5 protein-coding genes are annotated in these 7,081 nt (G+C 62.1%); 1 reads left to right on the top strand and 4 read right to left on the bottom strand.

All coding sequences use genetic code 11. From position 1 onward, the window contains the following. Positions 1-51: 51 nt before the first annotated feature. The 4 genes from VQ044_RS23270 to VQ044_RS23255 form a co-directional block, all read right to left on the bottom strand. Complete coding sequence (locus tag VQ044_RS23270) at positions 52-807, bottom strand: hypothetical protein (RefSeq protein ID WP_327649939.1); 756 nt, start codon at positions 805-807, stop codon at positions 52-54. Between the two features lie 9 nt (positions 808-816). After that, a complete protein-coding gene (locus VQ044_RS23265) occupies positions 817-2,583 on the bottom strand; it encodes a phage terminase large subunit family protein (RefSeq protein ID WP_331827799.1) in 1,767 nt (588 codons plus the stop codon). Next, a complete protein-coding gene (locus VQ044_RS23260) occupies positions 2,576-3,073 on the bottom strand; it encodes a hypothetical protein (protein WP_327649944.1) in 498 nt (165 codons plus the stop codon). The genes VQ044_RS23265 and VQ044_RS23260 overlap by 8 nt, the downstream gene beginning before the upstream one ends. 394 nt (positions 3,074-3,467) lie before the next feature. Continuing rightward, on the bottom strand, positions 3,468-5,543 hold the full coding sequence (locus VQ044_RS23255; protein WP_327649946.1) for a DUF5906 domain-containing protein: 2,076 nt from the start codon (positions 5,541-5,543) through the stop codon (positions 3,468-3,470). A 527-nt stretch (positions 5,544-6,070) separates the two neighbouring features. On the opposite strand from VQ044_RS23255, the gene VQ044_RS23250 reads away from it, so the two are divergent. After that, positions 6,071-7,072 (top strand): DUF6538 domain-containing protein, encoded by a 1,002-nt coding sequence (locus VQ044_RS23250; RefSeq protein ID WP_327649948.1) that lies wholly within the window; start codon positions 6,071-6,073, stop codon positions 7,070-7,072. Positions 7,073-7,081 lie beyond the last annotated feature (9 nt).

The raw sequence follows: 7,081 nt of genomic DNA, 5'->3' as shown, positions 1-7,081 counted from the left end.
CGCAGAGCCCAGACCGACGACCAAAATCAGGCGTCAGAGACAGGGCAGTTGCTAGATATGGTGGCACCTGGGACAACGGGATAAGCCTCCCCAAAACTGCTGTTCCCAGTTGGTTTCGTGGCCGTCGAGGTATTTCGACTTTCCCAACGCCTTCCCCAGCCGATTGATCATGGCCGAAAATTCCGGGTCGTTTCTTCCGACAACCCAAATGCGCCCAAGCGTATAGGTTAGGATTGCGTGAAACAGCGTGATGCGCGTTGCCTTCTGAGGATCATAGGCGCGGGGGGCGAAACGGACATACATCGTTTCCGGCTCACTCGGATCAGGTTGCCCCAAGAGGTGCGCTTGCCATTGCGCAAGGTGAGACGTGTAGTGCGCGTAAGGCTGAATAGCCCGCGTGAGATGCGCCATGTAGTCGGACCAAGATTCAGTCCAAATGCCGGAGCCGTAGGACGGCCAAACGTTGGCGCTAAGCCAACGGCGCAATTCTCCGGGGCTGATCTTGTCCCGATCCCATTTCAGAAGAACGTGGGCCGCATCCGGGTGCGTCGATAGACCTAGCTCGACCACGGAAATCGCTTCCAAGCATTGGCGCGTGAGTGCGAGGGCGTTGGCGTGCATCCCTTCGCGGTTCGCCTGATTTGCGAGCGACAGGGAGTCGAGGATAAACCAGTGCGCTTGTATCGGCAGGAACTTCACCTGAATCGGTAAATTGGGTTCTTGCACAGAATCGGCAATGCGCTTCATCGTTTCCGATGTCGCCCGATCCGTCATCTTGAACCACTCCGGGACCGGACGGTTATTCATGCTTCTTCCTTACCGATTCAGCCACGCGGACTTTACCACAGCCGGGGCTTTCTTGGGCATGGTTGCGCTGGCGACTTCCTCTTCGCGCCGATCCAGATTGGCCGTGACCAGATTGCGGACGGCCATGCCATAAATGACGCAATCGAGTGACTCCGCGCGACGGCCGGGAATCCGCTCCCAGAGGCGCGCCGGCGCGCCTCGTATGTAGCGCACGATCAACCGCTCGCTCGCCAGTTCCTCATAGAAACGTCCCTCAAGGCGGTCGGAAAAGCGAACCGTGCGGCCGCGCGTCAAGCGGCTGGCAAGTTGCCCCTTCAAGCCGTCCACGCCGACGATGAAAAGCTTCGTGCCTTTGGTGTCGGAAGCGCGGATCGCGGGGCGGTTTCCGGTCGCCCCCTTCAATGCGTATATACGCCTCGCCATGCGAGCCCGACAGTAGCCGACAACCCGGTCCATGGTCTCACCGTCGCCCGCGTCGACTCCGGCCGCGTCCACGCGCAGGATACCGCCCTTCGGGTGCTTCCAAACGGTGCGCAAGGCGTCGTCGAGTTCGGACCACACGTCGTCGCCGGCCGGGTCGCCGTAAATGACACTTTGCCCCAGCACGAAAATCTCATCTCGCGACCAGCCGAGGAAGACGATTTCTAGCCGGTCCCGCTGCACGTCCACGCCCGCTGTGATGACCAGCACGTCCGGCGGAATGGCGTCGAGCCCGAACGACTCCGCACGGGCGGCGAGCGCGGCTTCGTCGATCTCTTCGGCCGCCTCGCGCCAGCCTTGGGCGAGGATGGTGTTGACGAAGACCTGAAGCGTGTCGGGGCTCTTCTTCGCCTCGACGAACTCGGCCGCCAGCTTGCCCCAAGAGGCGTTTGCCAGCGTCGAGACCAGCGCGTTGAGGCGGAAACCGGCATGGCCGACGACATGCGGGGCGGTCGCCCGCCAGCGGCCGTTCTCGACCATGCCCGCCTTATGGCGCTCTTGGACCAGTGCCTCGCAATGAGGGCAGCGGAAGGCGGCCGTCTCCGGCTCGCCCGGTTGCCATTCGATATGAGACCATTGAAGTTCCCCGAACGCGCCGCATTCCGGGCATGGCACCTCGAAGATGCGCATGTCCGACCGCGCGTAAGATCGCAAGACATTCGATGTCTCTTCCATGATCGGAGTTGATCCAAGGATGATCTTGCGGTTGGCGAAGGACAGCGTGCGACGCTCGGCAAGCGTGATTGGCGAGCCTTCCGCGCCCGCCTCCATTGCGTCTGCTTCATCAATAAGGAGCACGCGAACGTTGTGCCGCCGAAGGTTGCGGGGCGATTTCGCCGCGACGATCTTCAGCGACCCGCCAGCGAAGCGCCGCGAGAGTAGCGTATTGCGGCCGGTCTCGTCGGATTCGGCGGACAAGAGGCCCCGGAGCGCCGGAGTCGCGTCGAAGATCGGTTCAAGATCGCTGACCACGTAATCGCGGGCATCCGCCTCTGTCGGCAACAGCGCCAGGATCGGCGACGGTTCATTGGCGACATAGGAGGCGAGCGCGCCGGTCAGAAGCGTGGTGAAGCCGACGCGGACCGGCTTTACCAACGTCACCCGTTCCAACTCCGGATCGGAGATGGCGTCCGCGATCTCGCGTTGATACGGCCACAGTGTCACGCGGCCGGGCAGCGCCGACACACCTTCGGGCAGGCGCATATGCGTCTCGATCCATTCGGACAGGTGCAGGCGGGGCGGGGGGACCAGCGCCCGGAGTGCGCGACGGCGGGTCTCGATGACGGCGCTATTCATTGGCGATCTCCGCAAGGGCGTCGCGGATTTCGCGATCGATTGTGGTGATGTCGTGCGTGGTCAGGTGGCCGAGTCGTTGCTGGAGTCGGCTCGGCAACGCCAACAGGCCGGAGCGCACGTCCCGGAGGATGGCGGACCACTCGCGCTCGACTTCCACCGCCGGAATTAGCTCACGGCGGGCGATGGCGTTGGCGGTTTCCAGCTTCTCCGCTTGCGCTTCAGCGGCGCGGGTCTTCGCCTCCGTCCAGGCGGGATTCGAAGTGCCACGGCCCACGGGGTTTTTGCGGACGTAGGAGCAATACGCCCGCACGGCAGCGCGGCGTTCGAAGCGTCCAGCGCTCACACGGGGAATGTGACCGGCGCGGGCGAGCCCCAGCACACGGTTGACGGACAGGTCGAGAAGGTCCGCCAATTCGTCCGTGGTGATTGGTTGCTTACCCACAGCACGGGGGTCGCCTACCAGTTTGGCGATGTCAGCTTCCACGGTCATTTTAGGATTCCAAATTCCAAATTTTCCTCACAGATCGAAAAGCCGGGGCTCCGCGCTCCCCCCGACGGCCGCCACCGGGGAAGGACCCGTTCCCTCCCAGCATGGGGGTGGTCCGGGTGGTCCGCACGGCGGACCAACTGACCGGCTTCGCAAGCCATTGATTTCATTGGCTGGTCCGACTGACCCAACTGGACCGACTGATTTCGTGCAATTCCCCTAGGAACTGCACGAGTCGCGCCGTAACGATCAGTCGTCATGGTCGATTGCCATAGAACTGTAAAATCAGTTGGACTGTTTGGACCATCTGGACCAGAAGGATTAACCAACGGATTTCGCTGACAAATCCCGGTCCAACTGAAGCCGCCCTCTTCACCTGTCGATTGGACCAGTTGGATCATTCGTCATCCCCCCAATCGACGGGCGCGCCCAGCCACTCGACGAACTCGGCACGGCACTGGTCCAAGGGCGGGAAGACGTAGAAGCGCGGGCGCTGTCCGCCTTCAGCTCGGGGGCGAGTTTCGCTCAAGCTGGGAAGCATCTTCCGCAACTCCCTGCCGAACTGTGTCGAGTTCACCGCGTCGCCCTGGTGGCGGTTTTCCCGGATGAAGGATTCGTATCGGCCCCGAATGTAGTCGCGGTTCGCCGTGACGGTCTCTTCCCAATCATCGAAGTCGCCGATGTCGCCCTTGTGCAGGAACTCGAACCACCAGCGCTCGACGCCGCGAAGGGTGTTGATTTTCTGGTCGCGAAGAGCGCTGGTCTGCGGCACGTCGCGAACGTTGAAGTCGGACAGGTCCACGTCGAGCAAATGGGCCAGGAATCCGGCCGGGCCGTCACCTTCGATCTCGGCATAGAGCGCCGTGAAATAGTCGTCGTCGCGGATGCGGGAGTCGCTCACGTCGAACACGGCATAGCGCCGCTCATCATTCGACGCCGGGACGGCCCATGCTTCGTTCGTGGTCATGATCAGGCGAAGGAAGGAATCGACCGTCACCGTGTCGATACCCTTCCGCTCAATCGGAAGCGTCTCCGACGTGATCAGCGATTGCAGCGTCCCTTTTTTGTCGTGCGCACCGGACCAGAACGCCTCTTCCACATGGCCCAGGATCGCCGTGGCGAACGGCGCGTTGAAACGTTGGGTGAGCGCGTCCGCGCGGTTGACGTGCGCGACGTGCCGCTTGCCGACGATCCGCCGGAGCGCGACCGCCAGGGTGTCTTTGCCAGCGCCCTTGCCGCCCTTGAAGACCAGCGCCACGCCGGGCTTGCGGCCGGCATTTTGCACCATGTCCGCCAGCCATCCGATGATATAGCGGGCATGGGCACGATCGCCGTTGGCGAGCACGTCGCGGATATGGGCGAGGATCAGGTCGCAAGAAGCGTCCGGGTCCGGCTCGACGGCCCAGCCCGTCCACAGATTGAGCGCCGTGCGCGATGCGCGGCCGGTCGGGTCGAAAACGATTTCGGAGAACTGGCGACGGCGCGGGTCGCGAAGCCAATGGCGCGACGCCGGTTCCATCCGCTTGCCGTCGGGCGTCGGCACAAGGTCGTTGGCGAAGAGCGTGTGCAAGTCGTCGACTCCCCCAAGGTGGAAGCCGTCACGATGGAACTCGACGACCAGCGTGCGCCCGGCATGGCGGGCGAGCGCGAACCGCTCATTGACGCGCGTCGTGATCGCATCGGCCGGAGGCGTGCCGACCAGATCGTCAATGTCCGCCATCACGTCCGGGTCGTCGAAACGGGGAGACGGCGCGCGTTCCCATGCGCGATCAATCGCCCGCTCGCCTTCCTTCGCCACATGGGCGGCCGCGTCCGGCTCTTCCTCGATAGCGGCGATGAAGTCTTCCTTCGTGCCGCCGCTCAACTTGATCTTCCGGGCGAGGCGGTAAAGGACGCCGCTGCCCGACTCGTCCTGCTTCCGTCCGGCGAAGGCCGGACCGGCGACATGAACCAGCCAGCGAATGTCGTCGAGCCCGACAACGCGGAGATGCCGCACGCCGACAAGATCGTCCAGCGCCTCGGCCGTGACGGCGTAGTAGCGGCCGCCAAGATCGAGCGCCATCTCGCAATGCTCGCCCTTGTTGAAGGCGATGCGGTGTTTCGGCCCCATCGACTCCCGGTCCGCGTCGCGCACGAGGAAGAAGAGCTTGACGCCTTTGCCGCTGGGGCTGATCTCGGCATATGTGCTGAAAAGATAGACGACCTCTTCGGCCCAGCCTGCCAGCGCGTCGCCGTCAAGACAGGAGTCGAGGTCCACGCCGCAAAGGTGGAAGCCGTTGCCAAGATCGCCCAGCATGACGCCGATGCTGCCCTTGATCTTGGACGCGTAGCGCATGGCGGCCGCGCGCGTCGCCCATGTCGACGGGTCATCGGACTTCGCCCGGCGGCCGGTCGCGGGGCTGTAGGGAACCTTGGTCGGCTTTCCTTCGCGAAGCTCCGTTTTCCACGAAACCCACTGCCGTTCATCGTTCAAATCGTCGAGCGTCCGAACGTGCAAATGCGTTGTATTTGCTGAAGAATTTTGGTAAGCATGGGCGGTCATTGCGGTGCTCCGTGATGGTGCTTCATGGGAGTTCATCTCCTCTGTTGCATTTGCCCCTGTAAGGCTCGGCTATAGCGCCGCTCCGGTTCGTCCCCGGAGCGGCGTTTCTCGTTGTGGAATTGTGGGCTGTGAGGAATTTGCTGCGCATCTTGCTGCACAAATTGCAGCGCGAACAGGTGCTAAGTAATTGAAATATATAGACTACTGAAACTGTCTGGCGGACTCTCTCTCCGCCACAATCCGCATAAGTCATTGACGCGGATANGCTGCGCATCTTGCTGCACAAATTGCAGCGCGAACAGGTGCTAAGTAATTGAAATATATAGACTACTGAAACTGTCTGGCGGACTCTCTCTCCGCCACAATCCGCATAAGTCATTGACGCGGATAGAGTATTTCAGCCATCGCCGTTGGTAGCCGTAGACCCTGGTACAGAAACCTGGTCCAGACGGTTGATCATGCCCCGTTCGTTAAAGCGCGTCACGCGACGCGGCGATGTGTTCTATTTCCGTATGGCGGTGCCGGCTCGTCTGCGCTCGATCATCAAGCAATGGGAGATTAAGGTTTCTCTTCGAACATCGGACCCCCTAACGGCGAAGGTTCGTGGCCGGTGGCTGTCGAACGCCATGGACGTCTACTTCGAGGACCTTACGCATATGCCGGCACCATCGTTCGAAACCGTGCAGAGCGCTCTACGGGATCACTTCCAGACATGCCTGAACAAGGCGCTGGAGCACGCGCATTTGCTCCCGACGGACCCGCTGATCGACCTGACGAGGGAGCGCCAGCTTTTAGCCGATGACGAAAAAGCCCAGCGCCAGCGCCTAGCCAGGCAGGAGTTTAATGACACCATCAGATCGGCCGCCGAGGATGTGCTGACGGCTGCGAGGCTGAGGGGGACGGTCGATAGCGACGCGACCAAACTTGCCCTCAACGGCGTGCTTCGAGCCCACATCGAGAACGTCCGCATCCTCCGTGCGATGTTGGAGGGTGACTACCCTGCCACGGCCCCACGAGACCCCATGTTTGCCGGCATGGCCCCGACTGGTCTTCCGCCCTTACCGGGAGAGCCGGCGGAATATGATCCACATGCCTTGACCTTGTCGACGGCAACCGAGCGATACTGTCATCAGCACGCGGGCAAGACATGGGTGCCGAAGACGGCGGCTGATCAGCTACGAGTGTGCTCGATCGCCGTCGGCATCATCGGGGGCGAGAAGCTGGTTCGTGCCCTTGATACGGCCGACGTAATTTCCCTTCGTGACGCCCTGCAACGCCTGCCTTCAAACTACACGAAGCTGGCCGCGACCAAGGGACTGACGGTCCTGGAAGCCACTTCCTCTGGTGGCCCGGTCATCTCGCCGAAGACGCAGGACAAATCCCTCCGTGCCAATGACGATGAGACATCGACCACCCGGGAATTTACCCTTGAGGGCGCAGGTAACGTATCGACATGGTAATGCCCCAGA

This window comes from Aurantimonas sp. C2-5-R2 (assembly GCF_036549495.1).
GTDB classification, from domain to species: Bacteria; Pseudomonadota; Alphaproteobacteria; order Rhizobiales; family Rhizobiaceae; genus Aurantimonas; species Aurantimonas coralicida_A.
Note: the sequence above shows the minus strand (reverse complement) of the source record. Positions and strands in the feature narration are given on the sequence as shown.